The 25,181-nt window shown below is 69.7% G+C and carries 23 protein-coding genes; 17 read left to right on the top strand and 6 right to left on the bottom strand.

The genetic code is table 11. The annotated features are described in order from the left end of the window. Positions 1-197 precede the first annotated feature (197 nt). From ruvC to OG747_RS07325, 8 genes are all read left to right on the top strand, one after another. Positions 198-779: a crossover junction endodeoxyribonuclease RuvC gene (gene ruvC / locus OG747_RS07360; RefSeq protein WP_405878482.1), complete on the top strand. Its 582-nt coding sequence runs from the start codon at positions 198-200 to the stop codon at positions 777-779. Next, positions 776-1,396 carry a Holliday junction branch migration protein RuvA gene (gene ruvA / locus OG747_RS07355; protein ID WP_405878481.1) on the top strand — a complete coding sequence of 207 codons (621 nt, stop codon included), beginning with the start codon at positions 776-778 and terminating at the stop codon, positions 1,394-1,396. The genes ruvC and ruvA overlap by 4 nt, the downstream gene beginning before the upstream one ends. A 122-nt stretch (positions 1,397-1,518) precedes the next feature. Beyond that, positions 1,519-2,613 (top strand): Holliday junction branch migration DNA helicase RuvB, encoded by a 1,095-nt coding sequence (ruvB, locus tag OG747_RS07350; RefSeq protein WP_405878480.1) that lies wholly within the window; start codon positions 1,519-1,521, stop codon positions 2,611-2,613. A 163-nt stretch (positions 2,614-2,776) separates the two neighbouring features. Further along, complete coding sequence (gene yajC / locus OG747_RS07345) at positions 2,777-3,289, top strand: preprotein translocase subunit YajC (RefSeq protein WP_405878479.1); 513 nt, start codon at positions 2,777-2,779, stop codon at positions 3,287-3,289. 139 nt (positions 3,290-3,428) lie between these two features. Next, positions 3,429-5,240 carry a protein translocase subunit SecD gene (gene secD / locus OG747_RS07340; protein WP_405878478.1) on the top strand — a complete coding sequence of 604 codons (1,812 nt, stop codon included), beginning with the start codon at positions 3,429-3,431 and terminating at the stop codon, positions 5,238-5,240. Position 5,241: 1 nt separating this feature from the next. After that, entirely contained in the window at positions 5,242-6,357 is a 1,116-nt protein-coding gene (gene secF, locus OG747_RS07335; protein ID WP_405878477.1) for a protein translocase subunit SecF, read from the top strand. Further along, complete coding sequence (locus OG747_RS07330) at positions 6,354-6,893, top strand: adenine phosphoribosyltransferase (RefSeq protein ID WP_405878476.1); 540 nt, start codon at positions 6,354-6,356, stop codon at positions 6,891-6,893. The genes secF and OG747_RS07330 overlap by 4 nt, the downstream gene beginning before the upstream one ends. A gap of 242 nt (positions 6,894-7,135) precedes the next feature. After that, entirely contained in the window at positions 7,136-9,673 is a 2,538-nt protein-coding gene (locus tag OG747_RS07325) for a RelA/SpoT family protein (RefSeq protein WP_405878475.1), read from the top strand. Positions 9,674-9,792: 119 nt separating this feature from the next. Here OG747_RS07325 and OG747_RS07320 read toward each other — a convergent pair whose 3' ends face one another. Beyond that, positions 9,793-11,022, bottom strand: coding sequence for a DUF349 domain-containing protein (locus tag OG747_RS07320; RefSeq protein WP_405878474.1), 1,230 nt, complete (start codon positions 11,020-11,022; stop codon positions 9,793-9,795). 135 nt (positions 11,023-11,157) lie between these two features. After that, entirely contained in the window at positions 11,158-11,979 is an 822-nt protein-coding gene (locus tag OG747_RS07315; RefSeq protein ID WP_405878473.1) for a peptidylprolyl isomerase, read from the bottom strand. A gap of 180 nt (positions 11,980-12,159) precedes the next feature. Here OG747_RS07315 and OG747_RS07310 point away from each other — a divergent pair, with 180 nt between their 5' ends. Both OG747_RS07310 and hisS read left to right on the top strand, forming a co-directional pair. Next, the gene (locus tag OG747_RS07310; RefSeq protein WP_405878472.1) at positions 12,160-12,876 is read left to right on the top strand and encodes an MBL fold metallo-hydrolase; all 717 of its coding nucleotides are present in this window, start codon (positions 12,160-12,162) and stop codon (positions 12,874-12,876) included. Between the two features lie 12 nt (positions 12,877-12,888). Continuing rightward, positions 12,889-14,151, top strand: a complete 1,263-nt coding sequence (gene hisS, locus OG747_RS07305) for a histidine--tRNA ligase (RefSeq protein ID WP_405878471.1) — start codon at positions 12,889-12,891, stop codon at positions 14,149-14,151. A gap of 101 nt (positions 14,152-14,252) precedes the next feature. Here the strand turns inward: hisS and OG747_RS07300 are convergent, their stop codons facing one another. The 4 genes from OG747_RS07300 to OG747_RS07285 are packed head-to-tail and all read right to left on the bottom strand — an operon-like array spanning position 14,253 to position 17,820. Further along, positions 14,253-14,876: a response regulator gene (locus tag OG747_RS07300; RefSeq protein ID WP_405878470.1), complete on the bottom strand. Its 624-nt coding sequence runs from the start codon at positions 14,874-14,876 to the stop codon at positions 14,253-14,255. Between the two features lie 3 nt (positions 14,877-14,879). Next, a complete protein-coding gene (locus OG747_RS07295; RefSeq protein WP_405878469.1) occupies positions 14,880-16,115 on the bottom strand; it encodes a sensor histidine kinase in 1,236 nt (411 codons plus the stop codon). Beyond that, on the bottom strand, positions 16,112-16,957 hold the full coding sequence (locus tag OG747_RS07290) for an ABC transporter permease (RefSeq protein ID WP_405878468.1): 846 nt from the start codon (positions 16,955-16,957) through the stop codon (positions 16,112-16,114). Before OG747_RS07290 ends, OG747_RS07295 begins: the two co-directional genes overlap by 4 nt. After that, on the bottom strand, positions 16,954-17,820 hold the full coding sequence (locus tag OG747_RS07285) for an ABC transporter ATP-binding protein (protein WP_405878467.1): 867 nt from the start codon (positions 17,818-17,820) through the stop codon (positions 16,954-16,956). Before OG747_RS07285 ends, OG747_RS07290 begins: the two co-directional genes overlap by 4 nt. A 137-nt stretch (positions 17,821-17,957) precedes the next feature. Between OG747_RS07285 and OG747_RS07280 the strand changes: the two genes are divergently transcribed. The 7 genes from OG747_RS07280 to ruvX all read left to right on the top strand — a co-directional run bounded on the left by OG747_RS07280 (position 17,958) and on the right by ruvX (position 25,181). Further along, positions 17,958-18,593 (top strand): vitamin K epoxide reductase family protein, encoded by a 636-nt coding sequence (locus OG747_RS07280; RefSeq protein WP_405878466.1) that lies wholly within the window; start codon positions 17,958-17,960, stop codon positions 18,591-18,593. A 44-nt stretch (positions 18,594-18,637) separates the two neighbouring features. Next, complete coding sequence (locus tag OG747_RS07275) at positions 18,638-19,993, top strand: replication-associated recombination protein A (RefSeq protein WP_405878465.1); 1,356 nt, start codon at positions 18,638-18,640, stop codon at positions 19,991-19,993. Positions 19,994-20,324: 331 nt separating this feature from the next. Beyond that, positions 20,325-20,939, top strand: coding sequence for a 30S ribosomal protein S4 (gene rpsD / locus OG747_RS07270; RefSeq protein ID WP_405878464.1), 615 nt, complete (start codon positions 20,325-20,327; stop codon positions 20,937-20,939). Positions 20,940-21,213: 274 nt separating this feature from the next. Further along, a complete protein-coding gene (locus OG747_RS07265; protein ID WP_405878463.1) occupies positions 21,214-21,648 on the top strand; it encodes a DUF948 domain-containing protein in 435 nt (144 codons plus the stop codon). Positions 21,649-21,655: 7 nt separating this feature from the next. Beyond that, positions 21,656-22,006, top strand: coding sequence for a DUF6167 family protein (locus tag OG747_RS07260; RefSeq protein WP_405878462.1), 351 nt, complete (start codon positions 21,656-21,658; stop codon positions 22,004-22,006). Further along, positions 22,006-24,678 (top strand): alanine--tRNA ligase, encoded by a 2,673-nt coding sequence (gene alaS / locus OG747_RS07255; RefSeq protein WP_405878461.1) that lies wholly within the window; start codon positions 22,006-22,008, stop codon positions 24,676-24,678. Before OG747_RS07260 ends, alaS begins: the two co-directional genes overlap by 1 nt. Before the next feature lie 38 nt (positions 24,679-24,716). After that, positions 24,717-25,181: a Holliday junction resolvase RuvX gene (ruvX, locus tag OG747_RS07250; protein ID WP_405885466.1), complete on the top strand. Its 465-nt coding sequence runs from the start codon at positions 24,717-24,719 to the stop codon at positions 25,179-25,181.

The following is a 25,181-nucleotide window of genomic DNA, read 5'->3' as shown; positions in this document are numbered from 1 at the left end:
GCGGCAGCGGTTTCATCGCGGCGGGCCGGCAGGACACGTCCTGCCGGCCCGCCGTCGTTGTCAGTGGCAGCGGCTAGCCTGTCGAAGACGGATGATGATCGCAGTCCACCGGACCGCAACCATCAATTGAGGAGCCACGACGGCGATCAGCCACTTCCGCGAGAGCGGCGGCGGTTCAGCCGCAAGGGGGTGCTGGGGTGCGGGTACTGGGTGTTGACCCCGGGTTGACCCGGTGCGGAGTCGGCGTGGTCGAAGGAGTCGCGGGCCGGCCCCTGACCATGCGCGGCGTCGGGGTCGTACGCACCCCGGTGGACGCCGAGTTGGGCCTGCGCCTCGTCGCCATCGAGCAGGGCATCGAGCAGTGGATCGACGAGTACGAGCCCGAAGTGGTCGCCGTGGAGCGGGTGTTCAGCCAGCACAACGTACGGACGGTGATGGGCACGGCCCAGGCCAGTGCCGTCGCCACGCTCTGCGCCGCCCGCCGCGGCCTCCCCGTCGCCCTGCACACCCCGAGCGAGGTCAAGGCCGCCGTCACCGGCAGCGGACGCGCGGACAAGGCCCAGGTCGGCGCGATGGTCACGCGCCTGCTCCGGCTCGACGCGCCCCCCAAGCCCGCCGACGCGGCCGACGCCCTGGCCCTTGCGATCTGCCACATCTGGCGTGCCCCCGCCCAGACCCGACTCCAGCAGGCCGTCGCGCAGAACCGGCTCCAACAGGCCGCCGCCCTGCAGGCAGCGAAACTCGCATCGCACCACGCTTCGAAAGGCCGTACCGCATGATCGCCTTCGTCAGCGGCCCGGTCGCCGCCCTCGCCCCGGACTCCGCGGTCGTCGAGGTCGGCGGCATCGGCATCGCCGTCCAGTGCTCGCCCAATACGCTCTCCGCGCTCCGTATGGGACAGCCCGCCAAGCTCGCCACCTCCCTCGTCGTCCGCGAGGACTCCCTGACCCTCTACGGCTTCGCGGACGACGACGAGCGGGGGACCTTCGAGCTGCTGCAGACCGCGAGCGGCGTCGGCCCGCGCCTCGCCCAGGCCATGCTCGCCACGCACTCGCCCGACGCCCTGCGCCGCGCGATCGCCACGGGTGACGAGAAGGCGCTCACGGCCGTACCCGGCATCGGCAAGAGGGGCGCCCAGAAGCTCCTGCTGGAGCTCAAGGACCGGCTCGGCGAGCCCCTCGGCACAGGCACAGGCACAGGCACCGGCATCGGCGCCCCGGTCAGCACCGGCTGGCGCGACCAGCTGCACGCCGCGCTGACCGGCCTCGGGTACGCCGCGCGCGAGGCCGACGAGGCCGTCTCCGCGGTCGCCCCGCAGGCCGAGGCCACCGAGGGCACACCCCAGGTGGGCCAGCTGCTGAAGGCCGCCCTGCAGACCCTCAACCGCGCCCGCTGAACCACCGGCCGCCCGACCACCAGACCGCGAGGCACACATACATGCTGTGTCTTCCCGGGGAGCCCACCCCGGGACCCCCGACCGGATGACACAGCCGCCATGCCACGGCGAGGAGAACTTCAGTGAACTGGGACGACACGACCGACGAGACCGCCGCCGAGCGGCTCGTCGGCCCCGCCGCGGAGCGGCTGGTGGGCTCTGTCGCCGACCGTGAGGACCAGGCCGTCGAGGCGGCACTGCGCCCCAAGGACCTGGACGAGTTCATCGGCCAGGAAAAGGTCCGCGAGCAGCTCGACCTCGTCCTGCGCGCCGCCCGCGCGCGCGGCGCCACCGCCGACCACGTGCTGCTCTCCGGCGCCCCCGGCCTCGGCAAGACCACCCTCTCGATGATCATCGCCGCCGAGATGGGCGCCCCCATCCGCATCACCAGCGGCCCCGCCATCCAGCACGCCGGAGACCTCGCCGCGATCCTCTCCTCGCTCCAGGAGGGTGAGGTGCTGTTCCTCGACGAGATCCACCGCATGTCCCGGCCCGCCGAGGAGATGCTCTACATGGCGATGGAGGACTTCCGCGTCGACGTCATCGTCGGCAAGGGCCCCGGCGCCACCGCGATCCCGCTGGAGCTGCCGCCGTTCACTCTGGTCGGCGCCACCACGCGCGCGGGCCTGCTGCCGCCCCCGCTGCGCGACCGCTTCGGCTTCACCGCGCACATGGAGTTCTACGAGCCCGCCGAGCTGCAGCGCGTCATCCACCGCTCCGCGAGCCTCCTCGACGTCGAGATCGGCTCCGAGGGCGCCGCCGAGATCGCGGGGCGTTCCCGCGGCACGCCCCGTATCGCCAACCGCCTGTTGCGCCGGGTGCGGGACTACGCTCAGGTCAAGGCCGACGGGATCATCACCCGCGACATCGCGGCGGCCGCACTGAAGGTGTACGAAGTCGACGGCCGCGGCCTCGACCGCCTCGACCGCGGAGTCCTGGAAGCCCTGCTCAAGCTCTTCGGCGGCGGCCCGGTCGGCCTGTCCACGCTCGCCGTCGCGGTGGGGGAGGAACGTGAGACCGTGGAGGAAGTCGCCGAGCCCTTCCTCGTACGGGAGGGACTGCTCGCCCGTACACCGCGCGGCCGGGTGGCGACCCCGGCGGCCTGGGCGCATCTCGGCCTGACCCCGCCCCGCCAGTCGACCGGGGGAAACGGACAAGGGGACCTGTTCGGGGCGTGACGGCGAGGGCACTCGCGGGGTCAGGAACCCCGGTGCCATGCTGAGCGTTGTTCCCTGAGTGCGGACTCGCTTAGACTCCGCCGATGCCGCCCTTGTCGGCGACATACATACCCCCATCCAGCAGGCCGCTCACCATCGCGGTCGAAGAAGGAAGTTCCGACCCGTGAGTCTCGTGACCCTCCTCCCGTTCATCGTGCTCATCGGGGCCATGTTCCTGATGACCCGGTCGGCCAAGAAGAAGCAGCAGCAGGCCGCTTCCATGCGCAATGACATGCAGCCCGGCTCCGGCGTGCGCACGATCGGTGGCATGTACGCCACCGTCAAGGAGGTCAACGAGGACTCGGTCCTGCTTGACGCCGGCCCGGGCGTCGACCTGCTGTTTGCGAAGAACGCGATCGGCGCGGTGCTCTCCGACGACGAGTACAACCGCATCGTTCACGGCATCGAGCACGACCTGGAAGCCGACGGGGCGGTCGTTCCCGACGACGCCTCCTCTCTCACCGAGACCGACGAGCCCGCCGCCGACGCCTCTTCCGACGCCTCCGACGACAAGCCCCTCGACCTCGGGAAGAAGGACGTGGCGGCCGAGCCGTCCGACGAGCCCGCCGAGGCGAAGGCCGACGAGGCCGACGAAGCAGAGCCGAAGAAGACCGATGGCGAGTCCGACGCGAAGTAGTCACGCCCCGGGGACGCGGCGCGATCCGCTCGCGCCCCGTGCCTCCGGGACCTGTGTTTTCGCACGGAATCCCGACACCATGTCATGGCCGCTCCCGCGCTGACCCCGCGCACGGCGGCCCGAGAGGGAGTACGAGAAGGTGGCAGCACCGAAGAAGGGCCGGAGCGCGAGCGCCCAGAGCAGGCCGGGGCGCTCGCTGGCCCTCATCCTGATCGCCATCGCGGCGCTCACGGGGGGGATGTTCGTCTCCGGGCACCCCACCCCGCGTCTCGGCATCGACCTCGCCGGCGGCACGAGCATCACGCTCACGGCGAAGAACGATCCGGGCCAGCCGAACGCGATCAACAAGACCAACATGAACACCGCGGTCGACATCATGAACCGCCGTGTCAACGGTCTCGGCGTCTCAGAGGCCGAGGTGCAGACCCAGGGATCCGACAACATCATTGTCAACATCCCCAAGGGCACGAACTCCAAGCAGGCCCGGGAGCAGGTCGGCACCACCGCCAAGCTCTACTTCCGTCCGGTTCTGACCACCGAGGTCTCCGGTTCGGCCGCGACGGCCAGCCCGTCGCCGAGCGCTTCCAGCAGCTCCTCCTCGAAGGCCACCGACAAGGCGACCTCGTCGAGCTCCGCGACCTCGTCGAGCTCCGCGAGCCCGTCGGCCACCGCCACCTCCCAGGGCCGCGCGGTCACCGACGCCCTGAAGGCCGGCTCCACGCCGTCCCCGAGCAGCTCCGCCGGCAGCTCTGCCAGCAGCTCCGCAAGCTCCTCGGCCAGTTCTTCGGCCTCCTCCAGTGCCTCGCCGTCGGCGACCAGCAGCGCGAGCGCCAGCGCCGCGGCCACCAAGCTCGAGGCCCAGTACACCGCGCTCGACTGCAGGAACAAGGCGGTCCGCGCCAAGGCCGGTGAAGGCGCCAAGCGCACCGACACCACCGTGGCCTGCGGCCAGAACTCCTCGGGCCAGTGGCAGAAGTACGTCCTCGGCCCCGCCGAGGTCGAGGGCACGGACATCAAGAGCGCTTCGGCCGTCTTCGACACCCAGAGCGCCGCGGGCTGGAAGGTCACCATGGAGTTCACGTCCAGTGGCTCCAAGAAGTTCGCCAGCATCACCGGCAAGCTCGCAAAGAACCAGCAGCCGCAGAACCAGTTCGCCATCGTCCTCGACGGTGACGTCGTCTCCGACCCGTACGTCACCCAGGCGCTGACCAGCGGCAACGCGGAGATCTCCGGCAGCTTCAGCCAGACCGAGGCCCAGGACCTGGCCAACATGCTGAAGTACGGCGCGCTGCCGCTCTCCTTCAAGGAGTCGAGCGTCACCACCGTGACCGCCGCGCTCGGCGGCGAGCAGCTGCACGCCGGTCTGATCGCGGGCGCCATCGGCCTCGGCCTGGTCGTGATCTACCTGGTGGTCTACTACCGGGGTCTGTCGGTCATCGCCATCGCCTCCCTGTTGGTCTCCGCCGTCCTCACGTACGTCCTCATGGCGCTGCTCGGCCCGGCCATCGGCTTCGCGCTGAACCTGCCGGCCGTCTGTGGTGCGATCGTCGCGATCGGTATCACCGCGGACTCGTTCATCGTGTTCTTCGAACGCATCCGGGACGAGATCCGCGAGGGCCGCTCCCTGCGCCCGGCCGTCGAGCGTGCCTGGCCGCGCGCCCGGCGCACCATCCTGGTCTCCGACTTCGTGTCGTTCCTCGCCGCCGCGGTGCTCTTCATCGTCACCGTCGGCAAGGTCCAGGGCTTCGCGTTCACGCTCGGTCTGACCACGGTGCTCGACGTGGTCGTCGTGTTCTTCTTCACCAAGCCGCTGATGACGATCCTCGCCCGCAGGCAGTTCTACGCGAGCGGCCACGGCTGGTCGGGCCTCGACCCGAAGCGGCTCGGCGCCAAGCCCCCGTTGCGCCGTACTCGCCGTCCCTCCGCCCCCGTCGACCCGAAGGAGGCGTGAGATGTCGAAACTCGGCACCCTCGGCGCCCGGCTCCACCGCGGCGAGATCGGCTACGACTTCGTCGGCAAGCGCAAGATCTGGTACGGCATCTCGATCCTGATCACCATCACGGCCATCCTCGGTCTGACGGTGCGCGGCCTGAACATGGGCATCGAGTTCCAGGGCGGCGCCGTCTTCACCACCGACAAGACCAGCGTCTCGGTGGCCCAGGCCCAGACGTACGCGCAGGACGCGTCGGGTCATGACGCGGTCGTCCAGAAGCTCGGCAACGGCGGTCTGCGCGTCCAGATCGCTGGCATCGACACGGACAAGTCCGACAAGATCAAGGAAGAGCTCGCCAAGGACCTGAAGGTCGACGCGGAGAAGATCAACGCGGACCTGGTCGGCCCCAGCTGGGGTGACCAGATCGCCAACAAGGCCTGGGAGGGCCTGGCGATCTTCATGGTCCTCGTCGTGATCTACCTGGCGATCGCCTTCGAGTGGCGCATGGCCGTGGCCGCGCTCGTCGCCCTGATCCACGACATCACCATCACGGTCGGCATCTACGCCCTGGTCGGCTTCGAGGTCACCCCGGGCACCGTGATCGGTCTGCTCACGATCCTCGGTTACTCGCTCTACGACACGGTCGTCGTCTTCGACAGCCTCAAGGAGCAGACGAAGGACATCACCAAGCAGACCCGCTACACGTACAGCGAGATCGCCGACCGGTCGATCAACGGCACCCTGGTCCGCTCGATCAACACCACGATCGTCGCGCTGCTGCCGGTCGCGGGCCTGCTGTTCATCGGTGGCGGTGTGCTCGGCGCGGGCGTGCTCAACGACATCTCGCTGTCGCTGTTCGTCGGCCTCGCCGCCGGTGCCTACTCCTCGATCTTCATCGCCACGCCGCTCGTCGCCGACCTCAAGGAGCGCGAGCCGCAGATGAAGGCCCTCAGGAAGCGTGTGCTCGCCAAGCGGGCCCAGGCCGCCGCCAAGGGCGAGCCCCTGGAGACCGAGGTCTCCGACGAACTGCTGGACGACGAGCTGGACGACGAGGCGCCGATGGTCGTCGGTCCGCGCAACCAGCCCGCGTCCCGCAGCCGGGGCCGCGGCCGACCCTCGGGGAAGCGCCGATGACCGACATCGAAGAACTGCTGCTCAGCCGCATCCGCGACGTGGCCGACTACCCGGAGCCGGGTGTGATGTTCAAGGACATCACCCCGCTCCTGGCGGACCCGGCGGCCTTCACGGCCCTCACCGACGCGCTGGCGGACATCGCCGTGCGCAGCGGCGCCACGAAGATCGTCGGCCTGGAGGCCCGCGGCTTCATCCTCGGCGCCCCGGTCGCCGTCCGTGCCGGGCTCGGCTTCATCCCCGTACGCAAGGCGGGCAAGCTCCCCGGAGCGACCCTGTCGCAGGCGTACGACCTGGAGTACGGCTCCGCCGAGATCGAGGTGCACGCCGAGGACGTGACCGGGAGTGACCGGATCATGGTCGTCGACGACGTCCTCGCCACCGGTGGCACCGCCGAGGCCTCGCTCCAGCTCATCCGCCGGGCGGGCGCCGAGGTGGCGGGCGTCGCCGTGCTGATGGAGCTCGGTTTCCTCGGCGGCCGCGGCCGCCTGGAGCCGGCCCTCGCGGGCGCTCCGCTGGAGGCGCTCCTCAAGGTCTGAGGACCGAGGCCCGGGGCCGCGCGGCAGCACCCGGAGGGTAGGCCCCGGGAAAGGCCTGGGAAAGCCCTGAGACACCCGTAGGACACCGCGGAGGCGGGCCCGGAGGAATCCGGCGCCCGCCTCATGCGTTCCTCCTGTACGAGGCCGTCCCAGCGGCCGAAAGCGAGTCCGACGCCCAGGATCGCTACCATGGGGTCTCCGGAGCCTGACCGGGGGACCCGGAACGCGCACGAGGAGCCCTCTTGCCAGACGAGGCCCAGCCACTCACCGCCGCCAAGCCCGAGCCCGCCTCGGCCCCCGCGGAGAAGCCCGCCAAGAACGCCACGAGTGGGCCGGTCGAGCACGCCCAGTCCGCGCCCGACCGCAAGGCGGCCGAGCAGCCACGCCCCAAGCCGGCCTCTCCCGGGCGCCCCGCGAACACTCCGGCGGTCCGCCCCGCGGCGGGCCAGCCCGCGCGCGCCAGCAGCTCCTCCAACCGTGTACGCGCCCGCCTGGCCCGGCTCGGCGTGCAGCGCTCGAACCCGTACAACCCGGTCCTGGAGCCGTTGCTACGGATAGTGCGCAGCAACGACCCGAAGATCGAGACGGCCACGCTGCGGCAGATCGAGAAGGCCTACCAGGTCGCCGAGCGCTGGCACCGCGGCCAGAAGCGCAAGAGCGGCGACCCGTACATCACGCACCCGCTCGCCGTGACCACGATCCTCGCCGAGCTCGGCATGGACCCGGCCACGCTCATGGCGGGCCTGCTGCACGACACCGTCGAGGACACCGAGTACGGCCTCGACACCCTGCGCCGTGACTTCGGCGACCAGGTCGGCCTGCTCGTCGACGGCGTCACCAAGCTCGACAAGGTCAAGTTCGGCGAGGCCGCGCAGGCCGAGACCGTCCGCAAGATGGTCGTCGCCATGGCCAAGGACCCCCGCGTCCTGGTCATCAAGCTCGCCGACCGCCTGCACAACATGCGCACCATGCGCTATCTCAAGCGCGAGAAGCAGGAGAAGAAGGCGCGCGAGACCCTCGAGATCTACGCGCCGCTCGCCCACCGGCTGGGCATGAACACCATCAAGTGGGAACTGGAGGACCTCGCCTTCGCGATCCTCTACCCGAAGATGTACGACGAGATCGTGCGCCTGGTCGCCGAGCGCGCCCCCAAGCGTGACGAATATCTCGCCATAGTGACCGACGAGGTCCAGTCCGACCTGCGCGCCGCCCGCATCAAGGCGACCGTCACCGGCCGCCCGAAGCACTACTACTCCGTCTACCAGAAGATGATCGTCCGCGGCCGTGACTTCGCGGAGATCTACGACCTGGTGGGCATCCGTGTCCTCGTCGACACGGTCAGGGACTGTTACGCCGCTCTCGGCACCGTGCACGCGCGATGGAACCCGGTCCCCGGCCGGTTCAAGGACTACATCGCGATGCCCAAGTTCAACATGTACCAGTCGCTGCACACGACGGTGATCGGACCGAACGGCAAGCCGGTCGAACTCCAGATCCGTACGTTCGACATGCACCGCCGCGCCGAGTACGGCATCGCCGCGCACTGGAAGTACAAGCAGGAGACCGTCGCCGGTACCTCCAAGATCCGTACGGACGTGCCCCGGGCGGCCAAGGGCAGCGCGGGCCAGGACACCGTCAACGACATGGCGTGGCTGCGCCAGTTGCTCGACTGGCAGAAGGAGACCGAGGACCCCAGCGAGTTCCTGGAGTCCCTGCGCTTCGACCTGTCCCGCAACGAGGTCTTCGTCTTCACGCCCAAGGGCGACGTCATAGCGCTCCCGGCGGGCGCGACCCCGGTGGACTTCGCGTACGCGGTCCACACGGAGGTCGGCCACCGCACGATAGGCGCACGGGTCAACGGACGCCTCGTCCCGCTCGAATCCACCCTGGACAACGGCGACTTGGTGGAGGTCTTCACCTCCAAGGCGGCCGGCGCGGGCCCCTCCCGCGACTGGCTGGGCTTCGTGAAGTCCCCGCGCGCCCGCAACAAGATCCGCGCCTGGTTCTCCAAGGAGCGCCGCGACGAGGCGATCGAACAGGGCAAGGACGCCATCGCCCGCGCGATGCGCAAACAGAACCTGCCTATCCAGCGCATCCTCACCGGCGACTCCCTGGTCACCCTCGCGCACGAGATGCGCTACCCCGACATCTCGTCCCTGTACGCGGCGATCGGCGAGGGCCATGTCGCCGCGCAGAGCGTCGTTCAGAAGCTCGTCCAGGCGCTCGGCGGCGAGGAGGCGGCCACAGAGGAGATCGACGAGGCCGTACCGCCCGCCCGCGGCCGCGGCCGCAAGCGGCGCAGCAACAACGACCCCGGTGTGGTCGTCAAGGGCGTCGACGACGTGTGGGTCAAGCTCGCCCGCTGTTGTACGCCCGTCCCCGGCGACCCGATCATCGGTTTCGTCACCCGCGGCAGCGGCGTATCGGTTCACCGCAGCGACTGCGTCAACGTGGAGTCGCTGTCCCGCGAGCCCGAGCGCATCCTCGACGTCGAGTGGGCGCCGACCCAGTCCTCGGTCTTCCTGGTCGCCATCCAGGTCGAGGCCCTGGACCGCTCCCGGCTCCTGTCGGACGTCACCCGCGTCCTGTCCGACCAGCACGTCAACATCCTGTCCGCGGCCGTCCAGACCTCCCGCGACCGCGTCGCCACCTCCCGCTTCACCTTCGAGATGGGCGACCCCAAGCACCTGGGGCACGTCCTGAAGGCGGTACGGGGCGTCGAGGGCGTGTACGACGTGTACCGGGTGACGTCGGCGCGCAGGCCGTCCGACGGGTCCTGAGTTCCGCGGCCCGTCAGGCCCGCTCTCGCTGATGGGCCACTACGTAGAGGGGCTCCCGTACGCGCCGTACGGGAGCCCCTCTACGTAGTGGCGGAAAAACTCAAGCCGCCTCGGCAGCTTCAGCCGCCGAACTCCTGCAGACCCTTCAGTGCCTGGTCCAGCAGCGCCTGACGGCCGTCGAGCTCCCTCTGGAGCTTGTCGGCCTTGGAGGTGTTGCCCGCGGAGCGTGCCGCCTCGATCTGGCCCTGGAGCTTGTCCACGGCGGCCTGCAGCTGACCGGTCAGACCCTCGGCACGCGCGCGTGCCTCCGGGTTCGTCCGGCGCCACTCGGTCTCCTCGGACTCCTGGAGCGCCCGCTCCACCGCGTGCATCCGGCCCTCGACCTTCGGGCGGGCGTCGCGCGGCACATGGCCGATGGCCTCCCAGCGCTCGTTGATGGAGCGGAAGGCGGCACGGGCGGCCTTCAGGTCCGTCACCGGGACGAGCTTCTCGGCCTCCTCGGCCAGCTCCTCCTTGAGCTTCAGGTTCTCCGTCTGCTCCGCGTCCCGCTCGGCGAAGACCGAGCTGCGGGCCGCGAAGAACACGTCCTGGGCGCTGCGGAAGCGGTTCCACAGGTCGTCCTCGTGCTCGCGCTGGGCGCGGCCCGCGGCCTTCCAGTCGGCCATCAGCTCGCGGTAGCGCGCCGCCGTCGGACCCCAGTCCGTTGAGGCGGACAGCGACTCGGCCTCCGCGACCAGCTTCTCCTTGGTCTTGCGGGCGTCCTCGCGCTGCGCGTCCAGCGAGGCGAAGTGCGCCTTGCGGCGCTTGGAGAACGCCGAGCGCGCGTGCGAGAAGCGGTGCCACAGCTCGTCGTCCGACTTGCGGTCCAGTCGCGGCAGCCCCTTCCATGTGTCCACCAGGGAGCGCAGTCGCTCACCGGCCGCCCGCCACTGGTCGCTCTGCGCCAGCTCCTCCGCCTCGACGACCAGCGCCTCCTTGGCGTGCCGCGACTCGTCGGACTGCTTGGCCCGCTGTGCCTTGCGCTCCTCACGGCGAGCGTCGACCGTCTCGACGAGCTTGTCCAGCCGCTTCTTCAGCGCGTCCAGATCACCGACCGCGTGGTGGGCGTCCACCTGCTGGCGAATATGGTCGATGGCGATCTGGGCGTCCTTCGCCGACAGGTCGGTGGTCTTCACTCGCTTTTCGAGGAGGCCGATCTCGACAACCAGGCCTTCGTACTTGCGCTCGAAGTAGGCCAGCGCCTCATCAGGAGAGCCGGCCTGCCAGGAACCGACGACCTGCTCGCCGTCGGCCGTACGCACGTACACGGTCCCCGTCTCGTCGACGCGGCCCCACGGGTCGCTGCTCACAGCGCCTCCTCCACATGATGCCTGCGAGGGGCTTCAGCGCCCCCGGGCATCGTCCACAGTTTCGTCACGGCCAACATAGGCGACCAGCCCGGCGGCTGTCCGCATCCAGCGCGACCGAAATTTCGCAGTTGACGGTCAGGATTTCGTCACGGTCATCTTGTTGATCACGACGGTCGCGTTGGGCGCCCCGTCGCCCTGGCCTGTGCTCTCTCCGGCCGCGGCGATCTTCTTCAGGACCGTCAGACCGGACTTGGAAATGGTTCCGAACGGTGTGTAGGTGGCCGGTAGCTGACTGTCCTGGTACACGAGGAAGAACTGGCTGCCGCCGGTGTGCGCCTGGCCGGTGTTCGCCATGGCGATCGTACCCGCCGGGTAGATACCGCCCTTGAGGGTTTTGTCCTTCAGGTTCTCGTCCGGGATCGTGTACCCGGGACCGCCGCTGCCGGTGCCCTTCGGGTCACCGCACTGCAGCACGTAGATGCCGTTCGTGGTGAGCCGGTGGCACTTCGTGTGGTCGAAGTAGCCCTTGCCCGCAAGGAAGTCGAACGAGTTCACGGTGTGCGGGGCGGCGGCCGACTTCAGAGCGATGTCCACGTCGCCGCAGGTCGTCACCATCTTCATCGTGTAGTTCGCCGACTTGTCGATGGTCATCGCCGGCTCCTTCTTCCAGCTCAGCGACTTCACCGCGCCCTCGGCGGCCTTGTTGCACGGATCCGGCGCCTTGCTGGTCGCGGAGGCGCTCGGCGAGACCTGCGCGCCTGCGTTGGCCTTCTTGCCGTCGTCCTTGAAGACCCCGGTCGCATACGACACCGCGCCGCCGACGACGATCACGCCGAGGACCGACGCCACCACCGTGTTGCGCATGTGTGCCTTGCGCCGCGCGGCCGTACGCCGCTGCTGCTGCCGCAAGAACTTCTCCCGGGCGAGCTGACGCCGCCGCTGTTCCTGGGTGACCACCGGGTTATCTCCTCGTGCGTCTCGTACGTCAAGTGGGACGCGTGCGTCTTGTGAGCCGACCGCCTGCGTGTGCCCCGTACCGTATATGGGTTAGCTGAGGAAACGGCAGCGCCGGTAGGCTCTGATCCACTGCCACCCACCCCGTACGGCACCACGCGTACGCCACCACGAAGGACGATCGTGCTCATTGCCGGGTTCCCCGCCGGGGCCTGGGGCACCAACTGTTACCTGGTCGCCCCCGCCGCAGGTGAGGAGTGCGTGATCATCGACCCGGGCCATCAGGCCGCCCAGGGAGTCGAGGACGCGCTCAAGAAGCATCGGCTCAAGCCCGTCGCGGTCGTCCTCACCCACGGCCACATCGACCACGTGGCCTCGGTCGTCCCCGTCTGCGGCGCCCACGACGTACCGGCCTGGATCCACCCCGAGGACCGGTACATGATGAGCGACCCGGAGCGGGCGCTCGGCCGTTCCATCGGTATGCCGCTGATGGGCGAGCTGACCGTGGGGGAGCCGGACGACGTACGGACGCTGACCGACGGCACGCGGCTGGAGCTGGCCGGTCTGGAGCTGTCCGTCGCGCACGCGCCCGGCCATACCAAGGGGTCGGTGACGTTCCAGATGCCCGAAGCCCGCGACGGATCAGACATTCCGTCGGTCTTCTTCTCGGGCGATCTGCTCTTCGCCGGCTCCATCGGACGCACCGACCTGCCCGGCGGTGACATGGACGAGATGCTCGGCTCGCTGGCCCGTGTGTGCCTGCCGCTCGACGACTCGACCGTGGTGCTGTCCGGCCACGGCCCCCAGACGACCATCGGCCAGGAGCGCGCCACCAACCCGTATCTGCGGCAGGTGGCCGTCGGCCAGGGAGCCTCGCCCGCTCCCCGACGAGGAATGTGACGAGAGATTTTCGTGAGTACTTTCCAGGCCCCCAAGGGCACGTACGACCTGATTCCGCCGCGATCCGCGAAGTTCCTCGCGGTGCGCGAGGCGATCGCCACCCCGCTGCGCAACTCCGGTTACGGCTACATCGAGACGCCCGGCTTCGAGGACGTCAGCCTGTTCGCGCGAGGGGTCGGTGAATCCACCGACATCGTCAGCAAGGAGATGTACGCCTTCGAGACCAAGGGCGGCGACCAGCTGGCCCTGCGCCCCGAGGGCACCGCGTCCGTGCTGCGCGCCGCACTGGAGGCGAACCTGCACAAGCAGGGCAACCTTCCGGTAAAGCTGTGGTACTCGGGCTCCTACTACCGGTACGAGAAGCCGCAGGCGGGCCGTTATCGCCACTTCTCCCAGGTCGGCGCCGAGGCGATCGGCGCCGAGGACCCGGCCCTCGACGCCGAGTTGATCATCCTGGCCGACCAGGCGTACCGCTCGCTGGGCCTGCGCGACTTCCGTATCCTGCTGAACTCGCTGGGCGACAAGGAGTGCCGTCCGGTGTACCGGGCGGCGCTGCAGGATTTCCTGCGCGGCCTGGACCTGGACGAGGACACGCTCCGCCGCGCCGAGATCAACCCGCTCCGGATCCTCGACGACAAGCGCGACACCGTGCAGAAGCAGCTGGTGGGTGTGCCGCTGCTCCGTGACTACCTGTGCGACGCGTGCAAGGCGTACCACGAGGAAGTGCGCGACCTGATCACGGCGGCGGGGGTCTCCTTCGAGGACGACCCGAAGCTGGTGCGCGGCCTGGACTACTACACCCGGACGACCTTCGAGTTCATCCACGACGGTCTGGGTTCCCAGTCCGCGGTGGGCGGCGGCGGTCGTTACGACGGCCTGTCCGAGATGATCGGCGGCCCCGCGCTGCCGTCGGTGGGCTGGGCGCTGGGTGTCGACCGCACGGTGCTGGCGCTGGAGGCGGAGGGTGTCTCGCTCGAACTCCCCGCGTCCACGAGCGTGTTCGCCGTCCCGCTCGGCGAGGAGGCCCGCCGGGTCCTCTTCGCCAAGGTGACCGAGTTGCGGAAGCTGGGCATCGCCGCCGACTTCTCGTACGGCGCGAAGGGGCTCAAGGGGGCGATGAAGAACGCGAACCGGTCGGGTGCGCGGTACGCGATCGTCGCCGGTGAGCGGGATCTCGCCGAGGGTGTGGTGCAGCTCAAGGACATGGAGTCCGGTGAGCAGGTGGCGGTCGGGGTGAACGAGATCGTGGCGGAACTGGAAGCCCGCCTGGGCTGACCCCGGATCTCCTCGCCCTCACATGCCGGACGGGCCGGAAGGGGCGCGGGGAACCGCGCGACCAAGCCCCCACCGGCAGGGGCGGCGGAGGCGAGGCGAACTCAGTCCAGCAGGCCGAAGCGCATCGCGCTCGTCACCGCCGCCGTACGGTCGTCCACGCCCAGTTTTCCGAAGGCCCGCAGCAAGTGGGTCTTCACGGTGGATTCGCCGATGAACAGCCGTCGGCCGATCTCGGCGTTCGTGCACCCCTCCGCCACCAGCCGAAGCACCGCGGTCTCCCGCTCGGACAACCGCGGTCGCTCCGGCTTCGTACGGAGTTGGTCGACGAGCCGGGCCGCGACGGACGGCGCGAGCACGGTCTCGCCGCGCGCGGCGGATCGGACCGCGTCGGCCAGCTCCCCCCGCGGCAGGTCCTTCAGGAGATAGCCCGCGGCCCCGGCCTCGACCGCCCGCAGAATGTCCCGGTCCGTCTCGTACGTCGTCAGCACGATGACCCGGCACGACAACCCCGCCTCGGTCATCCGCGCGATCGAGTCCACGCCCCCGCCCCCCGGCATCCGCAGATCCATCAGGACGATGTCCGGCCGCAGCTCGGCCGCCAGCGCCTCCGCCTGCGGTCCGCTGGACGCGTCGGCGATCACATCGAGGTCGGGCTCGGCGCTGAGCATCGCGCGCAGCCCTTCCCGTACGACGGGATGGTCGTCGGCGAGGATGATGCGGATCACGGGTCACTCCTTGGCGCGGTCAGGCAGAACTTCAGGCAGAACTTCAGGCGGAACGGGCAGGCAGACGGTGACGGTCGTGCCCTCGCCGGGCGCACTGCGCACACGGGCCGTGCCGCCCACTTCCGCGGCCCGGGCGCGCAGCCCGGCCAGACCGTAGCCGCCGACCGGTGCCGCGAGGTCGAAGCCGGGGCCCTCGTCCCGCACGGAAAGGGTCAGAGAATCGTCGGCGTACGCCAGGACGACCGCCGCCGCGGTCGAACTCCCCGCGTGTTTGCGGGCGTTGGCCAGCGCCTCCTGGCAGGAGCGCAGGACCACGACCTCGGGTCCGGCAGGCAGTGCGCGCACCGGACCGGTCACGTCGACCGTCGCGTCGTGGCGCGCGGCGAGCCGGTACAGCGCGTCCGGCAGTGAGGCGCCGTCGAGGTCGGCGGGCGCGCCCCCGGCGACCAGCGCCCGCGCCTCGGCGAGGTTCTGCCGGGCCGTCTCCGCCATCAGGGACAGGTGGCGGCGGGCCTGCGGGACGTCGTGGTCGAGTTCGGCCTCGACCGCCTGCACCAGCATCAGCAGGCTGGTGAAGCCCTGCGCGAGGGTGTCGTGGATCTCCCGGGAGAGCCGTTCCCGCTCGGCCAGCGCGCCGTGCGCCGACGAGAGCCGGGAGAGCTCGTGGCGACTGGCGTCCAGTTCGGCGATCAGCTCGGCCCGTTCCTGGCTCTGCTCGATGATGCGGATGGTCCAGTTGCCGAAGGCCGCCGAGAAGACGAGGGTGACCACGCCGAAGAGCGAGTTGAAGAAGACGTCCTGGCCGCTCGGCCACCACAGCAGCGCCCAACCCGCCACCGGCGCGATGTTGATGACCGTCACGGCCGCCAGCGCCCAGCGCAGCCGCAGCGCCATGAAGCACTGGGGGACGAGCGCGAAGGCCATCAGCCGGGTCTCACCGACGAGGATCCCCGACGGCAGGAACAGCACGATCGCCCCCGCGAGATAGCCGAGGGCCCGGCGTTCGTCGGGCGGGTCGCCGCCGAGGACGGGCCGCCCCACCCACACGTACCAGGGAACCAGCGCCACCAGCAGCGCCGCCGAGACGAGGCGCAGCGGCCACCCCGGATGCCCCGTGCCGAGCACGAACACCAGGGTGGCCACACACACGACCGCGAAGTACGAGTCCCAGAGCCGGAAGGAGCGGTCCCAGGTGTACGAGCTCTTCGCGCCGCCGGGTCCGGCGATCCGTTCGGTCATCCGTCGCGGCGGTTCTTCCAGCGGAAGGTCAGCAGACACAGCAGCAATCCTCCGACGCACCACGCCCCCAGCACCAGGGCGATCCGCCCGAACTCCCAGCCGCCGGCCTGTTCGAGGACCTTCGCCGACTCGGGCAGGAACACCCCGCGCAGGCCCTGGCACATCCACTTCAGCGGGAACAGCGCGCCGATGTTCAGCATCCAGCCGGGGATCGTGTCGATGGAGATGTAGACCCCGGAGATGAACTGCAGCACCAGGAAGGGGAGTACGACGACGGAGGTGGCGCTCTTGCCGGACTTCGGGACCGAGCTGATCGCGATGCCCAGGAGGGCGCAGGCCGTCAGGCCCAGAACGAAGATCCAGGCGAAGTCGGCCCACTTGGCGGCGTCCGAGGGCAACTTCACGTCGTACAGCGTCGTCCCGGCCAGGAGCAGGATCGCCGTCTCCAGGAGGCCGGTGACCAGCACCAGCCAGATCTTGCCCAGGAAGTACGCGGCCGGTGGCATCGGTGTGCCGCGCAGCCGCCGCAGCACCTTCTCGTCCCGCTCGATCGCGATGGAGATGCCCAGGGACTGGAAGCTGGTGGACATGATCCCCGCGGCCATCATCGCGGGGACGTACAGCTGGGAGGCGGTGATGCCGGCGCCCCGCACATCGTCCTTGAAGATCGACGCGAAGAGGAAGAGGAAGACGACCGGGAAGGCGAAGGTGAACACCACCTGGTCGCGCTGGCGGAAGAACTGCCTGATCTCCAGGGCGCCCCGCCGCAGGCCGAGTCCCCAGGCTCCGGGCAGCCGCCCGGGAGCGGTCTCGCCGCGCGTGCGGACGGTCGTCAGGGTCATCGCGCGTTCTCCTGTCCGGTCAGGTGCAGATAGACGTCCTCCAGGGTGGGGCGGGTCACGCTCAGCCCGGGGATCTCGCCGTCGAAGCGGCGGGTGAGTTCCGCGACCGTGCGTGTGGGGGTGTCGGTGCGCTCGCGGCGCGGCGTGCCGTCGGCCTCCGTCCACGTGACGGTCGCCTCGGTGCCGAAGCGTTCGCGCAGCGCGGCGGGTTCGCCCTCCGCGACGACCCGCCCTCGCGCGACGACCGCGAGCCGGTGCGCGAGCGCCTCCGCCTCCTCCAGGTAGTGCGTGGTGAGCAGGATGGTCGTGCCCTCGTCGGCCAGCTTCCGGATCAGGTCCCAGAACTGGCGGCGGGCAGCCGGGTCGAAGCCGGTCGTCGGCTCGTCCAGGAGCAGCAGCTCGGGGCCGCCGATCACCCCGAGCGCCACGTCCAGACGCCTGCGCTGGCCGCCCGAGAGCGCCTTGATACGGCTGTCCGCCTTCGCCTCCAGGCCGACGAGTCCGATCACTTCCTCCGGGTCGCGGGGCCTCGGGTAGTAGCGGGCGAAGTGCCGTACGGTCTCGCGGACCGTCAACTCCGCGGGCGCTGATTCGTCCTGCCAGACGATGCCGACCCGCGAGCGCCACGCGCGCGTGCCCGTCGCCGGGTCCGCGCCGAGCACGGAGACCTCGCCCGCGTCCCGGTCGCGATTGCCCTGGAGGATCTCCACCGTGGTGCTCTTGCCCGCGCCGTTGGGTCCGAGCAGGCCGAACACCTCGCCCTGCCGGATGCCGAGATCGATGCCGTCGACGGCGGTCACGTCCCCGTACTGCTTGCGCAGCCCCCGTACGTCCACCGCGAGTCGATTCGCGTGTGTTGTCATGCGGTCGAGCCTCCCGCCGAACCGAACGCTCCGGGACGACCGTGCGTACCTCCTTATGTCCATCGAACGGTGGACACACGTGCGCGTGCGGCACAATGTCGGTGCCCGCAGGCCCTCGAAGCTACGGAAACGGCGTGATGAGCAAGACGACAGTCAAGGACGTCTCCACCGACCAGGAACGCGCCGACGGTCCCCGGACGGTCGGCGGCAGCCGTGCGCTCGCCCTGCTGCTGGTGATCACCGGCGCGGCCGGTCTGCTCGCCGCGTGGGTCATCACGATCGACAAGTTCAAGCTGCTGGAGAACCCGAACTTCGTGCCCGGGTGCAGCCTGAACCCGGTCGTCTCCTGCGGCAACATCATGAAGAGCAAGCAGGCCGCGGCCTTCGGGTTCCCCAACCCGATGCTCGGCCTCGTCGCGTACGGCATCGTGATCTGCGTCGGCATGAGCCTGCTCGCGCGGGCCACCTACCCGCGCTGGTACTGGCTGACCTTCAACGCCGGCACCGTCTTCGGCGTCGCATTCTGCACCTGGCTGCAGTTCGAGTCGCTGTACCGGATCAATTCACTGTGTCTGTGGTGCTGTCTGGCCTGGGTCGCCACGATCACCATGTTCTGGTACGTGACCTCGTTCAACATCCGCAACGACTTCCTGCCCGCCCCGCGCCGGCTGAAGAGCTTCTTCGGCGAGTTCACCTGGGTCCTGCCGGTCATGCACATCGGGATCATCGGCATGCTGATCCTGACCCGCTGGTGGGACTTCTGGACCAGCTGACAGCGCTGACCGGATTGTCAGTGGCGTGACATAGGGTTTTGTACGTGGAGCCCGACCTGTTCACCGCCGCAGCAGAAGAACGCCAGGAGAAGGACCCGTCCAGCAGTCCCCTGGCCGTACGGATGCGCCCGCGCACCCTCGACGAAGTCGTGGGCCAGCAGCATCTGCTGAAGCCGGGCTCACCCCTGCGCAGACTCGTCGGCGAGGGGAACGGCGGTCCGGCCGGACCGTCCTCGGTGATCCTCTGGGGCCCACCGGGCACCGGCAAGACGACCCTGGCGTATGTGGTCTCCAAGGCCACCAACAAGCGCTTCGTGGAGCTCTCCGCGATCACCGCGGGCGTCAAGGAAGTACGCGCCGTCATCGACGGCGCACGCCGCGCCACCGGCGGCTTCGGCAAGGAGACCGTCCTTTTCCTGGACGAGATCCACCGCTTCAGCAAGGCCCAGCAGGACTCCCTGCTGCCGGCCGTCGAGAACCGCTGGGTGACGCTGATCGCCGCGACGACCGAGAACCCGTACTTCTCGGTGATCTCCCCGCTGCTGTCCCGCTCCCTCCTCCTGACCCTCGAACCGCTCACCGACGACGACCTGCGCGGCCTGCTGCGCCGGGCGCTCACCGACGAGCGCGGCCTCAAGGAAGCCGTCACCCTCCCCGAGGACACCGAGCAGCACCTGCAGCGGATCGCCGGCGGTGACGCCCGCCGTGCCCTGACCGCCCTGGAGGCCGCGGCCGGCGCGGCGCTCGACAAGGGCGAGCGGGAGATCAGCCTCCAGACCCTGGAGGAGACCGTCGACCGCGCGGCGGTGAAGTACGACCGCGACGGCGACCAGCACTACGACGTGGCGAGCGCGCTCATCAAGTCCATCCGCGGCTCCGACGTGGACGCCGCGCTGCACTACCTGGCCCGGATGATCGAGGCCGGCGAGGACCCCCGCTTCATCGCCCGCCGCCTGATGATCTCCGCCAGCGAGGACATCGGCCTCGCCGATCCGAACGCGCTGCCGATAGCCGTGGCCGCCGCCCAGGCCGTCGCCATGATCGGCTTCCCCGAAGCCGCGCTCACCCTCAGCCACGCCACCATCGCCCTCGCCCTGGCGCCGAAGTCCAACGCCGCGACGACGGCTATCGGCGCCGCCATGGAGGACGTACGCAAGGGGCACGCGGGCCCGGTGCCGATGCACCTGCGCGACGGGCACTACAAGGGGGCTGCCAAGCTGGGGCACGCCCAGGGGTACGTGTATCCGCACGACCTGCCCGAGGGCATCGCCGCCCAGCAGTACGCCCCGGAGGAGCTCAAGGACCGGGAGTACTACACGCCCACCCGGCACGGCGCCGAGGCGCGCTACGCGGACGCGGTGGAGTGGACCCGCAAGCACCTCGGTAGAGGGCGGTCCTGAGCACCCTGTAGCATGGCGCCAAGCGCTGCGTCCCGTGTCCGGCTCCGGTCGGCACCACCAGAACGGGACATCCAGCCGGAACCCCTGCGCCGAAAGGCTACGGGGATCCAGGAGCGTCGCGCACCGTCGAAGGTGTCGCGGGCAGCCCACCACCACCCGGGTTCCGGGAGCGGTCGGTGGGCCACTCGCGTGCTGCACGTATGTGCCCAGACCCAGGAGCGGCTGCCCAGCAGGTCCCTCAGGACCCGCAGGGTTTCCCGGGCTGCGGATTGCGACCTCCCCTAACCCTGGTGAAGCCGTATTCGCATCAGAGACACGAGGTGTTTGGTTCATGGCGAACCAGTCCCGCCCCAAGGTCAAGAAGTCGCGTGCCCTCGGTATCGCGCTGACCCCGAAGGCCGTCAAGTACTTCGAGGCCCGCCCCTACCCGCCGGGTGAGCACGGCCGTGGCCGCAAGCAGAACTCGGACTACAAGGTCCGTCTGCTCGAGAAGCAGCGTCTGCGCGCGCAGTACGACGTGTCCGAGCGCCAGCTCGTCCGCGCCTACGAGCGTGCCTCCAAGGTTCAGGGCAAGACCGGTGAGGCCCTGATCATCGAGCTCGAGCGCCGTCTCGACGCGCTGGTCCTGCGTTCGGGCATCGCCCGCACGATCTACCAGGCCCGCCAGATGGTCGTCCACGGCCACATCGAGGTCAACGGCCAGAAGGTCGACAAGCCCTCGTTCCGCGTCCGTCCCGACGACGTCGTGATGGTCCGCGAGCGCAGCCGCAGCAAGACGCTGTTCGAGGTCTCCCGCGCGGGCGGCTTCGCCCCCGACGGCGAGACCCCGCGCTACCTCCAGGTGAACCTCCAGGCCCTGGCCTTCCGCCTGGACCGTGAGCCGAACCGCAAGGAGATCCCGGTGATCTGCGACGAGCAGCTCGTCGTCGAGTACTACGCCCGCTGATCTTCCAGATCTTCCGGATCTTCCGGCGGACGTAGCATCACCCGCGCGTCAGCGTCAGCCCGTCGTCTCCCCGCCCTTCGAGGTGAACGAGACGGCGGGCTCCCGCATGTCCGGGGGCAGGCTGCGCGGCGCGGGCACCGCACCGAGCGGCAAGTCCGGGTCCCGCAGCCGGTAATGCGGTACGGAGCGGCGGCCCCGGCGCGATAGGCTCGGGGGACGACTTTTCGATGTTCAGGCACGATGTTCAGGCACGTACTAGGGAGCGGGTGCGACAGTGTCCGGTGGAGAGGTGGCCGGAATCCTGGTGGCCGTCTTCTGGGCGATCCTGGTCTCCTTCCTCGCCGTCGCGCTGGCGAGGCTGGCCCAGACGCTCAGGGCGACCACCAAGCTTGTGGCGGACGTGACCGACCAGGCCGTCCCGCTGCTGGCCGACGCCTCCGCGGCGGTGCGCTCCGCGCAGACCCAGATCGACAGGGTCGACGCCATCGCGTCGGACGTTCAGGAGGTCACGTCGAACGCGTCGGCGCTCTCCACGACCGTCGCCGCCACCTTCGGCGGCCCCCTGGTGAAGGTCGCGGCGTTCGGCTACGGCGTCCGCCGTGCCATCGGCGGCCGCAAGGAGAACGTACCCCCCAAGGCGCCCCGGCGTACCGTGATCGTGGGCCGCACGGTCCCGTCCGCGCGACGGGGAAAGCGGAAGAAGGACTGACGCAGCGATGTTCCGCCGTACGTTCTGGTTCACCGCCGGCGCAGCCGCGGGTGTGTGGGCCACCACCAAGGTCAACCGCAAGCTCAAGCAGCTGACCCCCGAGAGCCTCGCGACCCAGGCCGCGAACAAGGTGATCGAGGCCGGGCACCGGCTCAAGGACTTCGCGCTCGACGTCCGCGACGGCATGGCCGAGCGGGAGGCCGAACTGGACGAGGCACTCGGGCTCGATCGCCGCCCCCAACTGCCCGCGCCCCGGCGCGTCGCCGCGATCGAGAACCGCAACACCCCGAACCACAGCAAGAACCCGACGTACGTCGAGAGGTCGACGTACTCGTACAACCGGAATGAGGACCACTGATGGAGTCGGCCGAGATTCGCCGCCGCTGGTTGAGCTTCTACGAGGAGCGCGGTCACACCGTCGTCCCTTCGGCGTCGCTCATCGCGGACGACCCGACTCTGCTCCTGGTCAACGCCGGCATGGTGCCCTTCAAGCCCTACTTCCTGGGTGAGGTGAAGCCGCAGTTCAGTCGCGCCACCAGCGTGCAGAAGTGCGTGCGTACGCCCGACATCGAAGAGGTCGGCAAGACCACCAGGCACGGCACGTTCTTCCAGATGTGCGGCAACTTCTCCTTCGGCGACTACTTCAAGGAAGGCGCCATCACCTACGCCTGGGAGCTGCTCACCACGCCCCAGGACAAGGGTGGTTACGGGCTCGACCCCGAGCGCCTGTGGATTACGGTCTACCTGGAGGACGACGAGGCCGAGGCCATCTGGCGCGACAAGATCGGCGTCCCGGCCGAGCGCATCCAGCGCCTCGGCAAGAAGGACAACTACTGGTCCATGGGCGTCCCCGGCCCCTGCGGCCCCTGTTCCGAGATCAACTACGACCGCGGCCCCGAGTTCGGCGTCGAGGGCGGCCCGGCCGTCAACGACGAGCGGTACGTGGAGATCTGGAACCTGGTCTTCATGCAGTACGAGCGCGGCGAGGGCACCTCGAAGGAGGACTTCGAGATCCTCGGCGAGCTGCCCAGCAAGAACATCGACACCGGCCTCGGCATGGAACGCCTCGCCATGATTCTGCAGGGCGTGCAGAACATGTACGAGATCGACACCTCCATGGCCGTGATCAAGAAGGCCACCGACCTGACCGGCGTCCACTACGGCGCCGCCCACGACTCGGACGTCTCCCTGCGCGTGGTCACCGACCACATCCGTACGGCCGTGATGATGATTGGCGACGGTGTGACCCCCGGCAACGAGGGCCGCGGCTACGTGCTGCGCCGCATCATGCGCCGCGCCATCCGCAACATGCGGCTGCTCGGCGCCACCGGCCCGGTCGTCCAGGACCTCATCGACGTCGTGATCGAGATGATGGGCCAGCAGTACCCGGAGCTCGTCACCGACCGGCAGCGCATTGAGACCGTGGCCCTCGCCGAGGAGGCCGCCTTCCTCAAGACGCTGAAGGCCGGCACGAACATCCTCGACACGGCCATCACGGAGACCAAGGAGTCCGGCGGCAGGATGCTCGCCGGCGACAAGGCCTTCCTGCTCCACGACACCTGGGGCTTCCCGATCGACCTCACCCTCGAAATGGCCGCCGAGCAGGGCCTTTCGGTGGACGAGGACGGCTTCCGTCGTCTGATGAAGGAGCAGCGGGACAAGGCCAAGGCCGACGCCCGGGCCAAGAAGACCGGCCACGCCGACCTCGGCGCCTACCGTCAGATCGCCGACGCCGCCGGTGAGACCGAGTTCATCGGCTACGACCGGACCGACGGCGAGTCCACGATCGTCGGCATCCTGGTCGACGGTGTCTCCTCGCCCGCCGCCACCGAGGGCGACGAGGTCGAGATCGTCCTCGACCGCACCCCGTTCTACGCCGAGGGCGGCGGCCAGATCGGCGACACCGGCCGCATCAAGGTCGACACGGGCGCCGTCATCGAGATCCGCGACTGCCAGAAGCCCGTCCCGGGCGTGTACGTCCACAAGGGCGTCGTCCAGGTCGGCGAGGTCACCGTCGGTGCTCAGGCCCAGGCCACCATCGACTCCCGCCGCCGCACCGCCATCGCCCGTGCCCACTCGGCCACGCACCTCACCCACCAGGCCCTGCGCGACGCCCTCGGCCCGACGGCCGCCCAGGCCGGTTCCGAGAACCAGCCCGGCCGTTTCCGCTTCGACTTCGGTTCCCCGTCGGCCGTTCCGACGGCCGTCATGACCGACGTCGAGCAGAAGATCAACGAGGTGCTCGCCCGCGACCTGGATGTGCACGCCGAGATCCTGAGCCTCGACGAGGCCAAGAAGCAGGGCGCCATCGCCGAGTTCGGCGAGAAGTACGGCGAGCGCGTCCGCGTCGTGACCATCGGCGACTTCTCCAAGGAGCTGTGCGGCGGCACGCATGTGCACAACACCTCCCAGCTCGGCCTGGTCAAGCTGCTCGGTGAGTCCTCGATCGGCTCCGGCGTACGGCGTATCGAGGCCCTGGTCGGCGTCGACGCCTACAACTTCCTCGCCCGCGAGCACACGGTCGTCGCCCAGCTCCAGGAGCTGATCAAGGGCCGCCCCGAGGAGCTCCCCGAGAAGGTCTCGGCCATGCTCGGCAAGCTGAAGGACGCCGAGAAGGAGATCGAGAAGTTCCGCGCGGAGAAGGTCCTCCAGGCCGCCGCCGGTCTCGTCGAGTCCGCCAAGGACGTCCACGGTGTGGCTCTGGTCACAGGCCAGGTCCCGGATGGCACGAGCGCCGACGACCTGCGCAAGCTGGTCCTCGACGTGCGCGGCCGCATCCAGGGCGGACGGGCCGCCGTGGTGGCCCTGTTCACCACGGCGGGCGGCAAGCCGCTCACGGTCATCGCCACCAACGAAGCCGCCCGCGAGCGTGGCCTCAAGGCCGGTGACCTGGTCCGTACGGCGGCCAAGACCCTCGGTGGCGGCGGTGGCGGCAAGCCGGACGTCGCCCAGGGCGGCGGCCAGAACCCGGCCGCCATCGGCGAGGCCGTCGACGCGGTCGAGCGGCTCGTCGCCGAGACGGCCAAGTGAGCGCGGACGGCTCGCAGCAGAGTGGGGACGGCCGGGGCATGCGCCGCGGCCGTCGGCTCGCGATCGACGTCGGGGACGCCCGGATCGGGGTCGCCTCGTGCGACCCCGACGGGATCCTCGCGACTCCGGTCGAGACCGTGCCGGGACGTGATGTCCCGGCCGCGCAGCGCCGGTTGAAGCAACTCGTCGAGGAGTACGAGCCGATCGAGGTCATTGTCGGGCTCCCGCGCTCCCTCAAGGGGGGCGAGGGACCGGCCGCCGTGAAGGTGCGCGCCTTCGCCCAGGAGCTGGCCCGTGCGATCGCGCCCGTCGGGGTCCGCCTCCTCGATGAGAGGATGACCACAGTGACGGCCAGTCAGGGTCTACGCGCGTCGGGCGTGAAGTCCAAAAAGGGCAGGTCCGTCATCGACCAGGCGGCCGCCGTCATCATTCTGCAGCAGGCTCTGGAGTCCGAACGGGCGTCAGGGAACGCACCGGGCGAGGGCGTCGAAGTGGTCATCTGA

The organism is Streptomyces sp. NBC_01384, from assembly GCF_045040035.1.
Taxonomy (GTDB): Bacteria; Actinomycetota; Actinomycetes; order Streptomycetales; family Streptomycetaceae; genus Streptomyces.
Note: the sequence above shows the minus strand (reverse complement) of the source record. Positions and strands in the feature narration are given on the sequence as shown.